Annotated in this window: 1 protein-coding gene; it reads right to left on the bottom strand. The window is 71.7% G+C overall.

Annotation, left to right across the window (positions count from 1 at the left end; all coding sequences use genetic code 11):
- Window positions 1-106 precede the first annotated feature (106 nt).
- The coding region (locus ABD990_RS34030; protein ID WP_345384926.1) for an FdhF/YdeP family oxidoreductase at window positions 107-2380 on the bottom strand (2274 nt) is incomplete at its 5' end.

The raw sequence follows: 2380 nt of genomic DNA, 5'->3' as shown, positions 1-2380 counted from the left end.
GCCCGCCTCCGCGCCGCCCCTGTCGCCTGAGCGAGCGGCGCTTTCGCTCAGTAGATGTGAACGAGAGCGCCGTTCGCCACCGGTCAGGCGACGCGTGCTGCGCCGCTCACGCCCGTTCGAGGCGGACGACGACCCATTTCGAGGTGGGGGTGCCGGAGTCGAGGGCCTGGGAGTCCAGTGGGACCAGGGGGTTGGTTTCGGGGTAGTAGGCGGCGATGCAGCCGGTGGGGGTGTCGTAGGAGACGAGTCGGAAGTTCTCCGCGCGGCGCTCGATCCCGTCGTCCCACTCCGAGATCAGGTGGACGTGGTCGCCGTCTTCGTAGCCGAGTTCGGCCAGGTCGGCGGGGGAGATGAACACGACGCGGCGGCCGGAGTGGATGCCGCGGTAGCGGTCGTCGAGCCCGTAGATCGTGGTGTTGAACTGGTCGTGGCTGCGCAGGGTCTGCAGCACCAGCCGCCCCGCGGGCACGGTGAGCACGTCCAGCGGGTTGACGGTGAACACGGCCTTGCCCGGGGGCGTGGGGAACGTGCGGCTGTCCCGGGGCGGGTGGGACAGGGTGAAGCCTCCCCGGTTGCGGATCTTCTCGGTGTAGTTCTCGCAGCCGGGCACGACGCGGCCGATGCGGTCGCGGATGTGGTCGTAGTCGGTGGCGAACGCCTTCCAGGGGATCCCGTGGCGGTCGCCGAGGGTGGCGTGCGCGATGCCGCAGAGGATGGCGATCTCGGAGCGCAGCAGCGGGCCGGCCGGGGTGGCGCGGCCGCGGGAGGCGTGCACCGCGGACATGGAGTCCTCGACGGTGACCCGTTGGACCAGCCCGCCGGTGGTGTCGCGTTCGGTGCGGCCCAGGGTGGGCAGGATCAGCGCGTCGTGGCCGGCGGTGAGGTGGCTGCGGTTGAGTTTGGTGGAGATCTGCACGGTCAGCGCGGCGGAGCGCAGCGCGGCCTCGGTGACCTGGGTGTCGGACATGGCGGCGGCGAAGTTGCCGCCCAGCCCGACGAAGACCTTGGCGGTGCCGTCGCGCAGCGCGCGGACCGCGGCGGCGGCGTCGTGGCCGTGCGCGCGCGGGGGTGCGAAGCCGAACTCGGCCTGCAGGGCGTCGAGGAAGGTGTCGGGGGCCTTCTCCCAGATGCCCATGGTGCGGTCGCCCTGGACGTTGGAGTGCCCGCGCACCGGGCAGAGCCCGGCACCGGGTTTGCCGATCATGCCCTGGAGCAGGGCGACATTGACGAACTCGGTGATCGTGGCCACGGCGTTGCGGTGCTGGGTGACCCCCATGGCCCAGCAGTGCACGATCTTCTGCGAGGTGGCGAACAGCTCCGCGGTCGCCTCGATCTCGGCCCAGTCCAACCCGGTCGCCGCGACCACGGCGTCGCGGTCGAGGTCGCGCAGGTGCGCCGCCCACTCCTCGAAGCCGACGGTGTGCTCGGCGATGAAGTCGTGGTCGACGACGCTGCCGGGGGCGCGGTCGTCGCGGGCGAGCAGCAGGTGGGCGATCGCCTGCCAGAACGCGAGGTCGCCGTTCGAGCGGATCTGCAGGTAGCGGTCGGCCAGCCCGGTGCCGCGCCCGGCCAGCCCGGCCGGGGTCTGCGGGTTGTCGAAGCGCAACAGGCCCGCTTCCCGCAGCGGGTTGATCGCCAGGATCTTCGCGCCGCGCTGTGTGGCGATCTCCAGCGCGGAGAGCATCCGGGGATGGTTGGTGCCCGGGTTCTGCCCGGAGATCACGATCAGGTCGGCCTCGTGCAGGTCCTGCAGGGACACCGAGCCCTTGCCGATGCCGATCGTGCGGGCCAGGCCGACCGAGGTGGACTCGTGGCACATGTTCGAGCAGTCCGGCAGGTTGTTGGTGCCGAACGCGCGGGCGAAGAGCTGGTAGACGAACGCGGCCTCGTTCGACGCCCGCCCGGAGGTGTAGAACAGCGCCTCGTCCGGCGACTCCAGCGCCTGCAGGTGCTCGGCGACCAGGGCGAACGCGTCCTCCCAGGAGATCGGCTGGTAGTGGTCGGCGCCGGCGCGGCGGACCATCGGCTCGACCAGCCGGCCCTGGCGCTCCAGCCAGTGATCCGACCGGCGCTCCAGCTCGGAGATCGGGTGCGCGGCGAAGAACGCCGCCCCGACGGTGGCCCGTTGACCCTCCCAGGACACGGCCTTGGCGCCGTTCTCGCAGAACTCCGCGGTGTGCCGATGGTCGGTCGGGTCGGGCCAGGCGCAGGACATGCAGTCGAACCCGTCGACCTGGTTGAGCGTCAACAGGTTGCGCGCCGACTTCACCGGCCCCATCTGGCGCAGCGCCCGAGACAGCGACACCCGCACCGCCTTCAACCCCGCCGCGTGCGAGGCCGGCCGGCCCACCCGCAGACCGGACTCCTCCGCATCGACACG

Source organism: Pseudonocardia yuanmonensis, assembly GCF_039542425.1.
GTDB lineage: Bacteria > Actinomycetota > Actinomycetes > Mycobacteriales > Pseudonocardiaceae > Pseudonocardia > Pseudonocardia yuanmonensis.
Note: the sequence above shows the minus strand (reverse complement) of the source record. Positions and strands in the feature narration are given on the sequence as shown.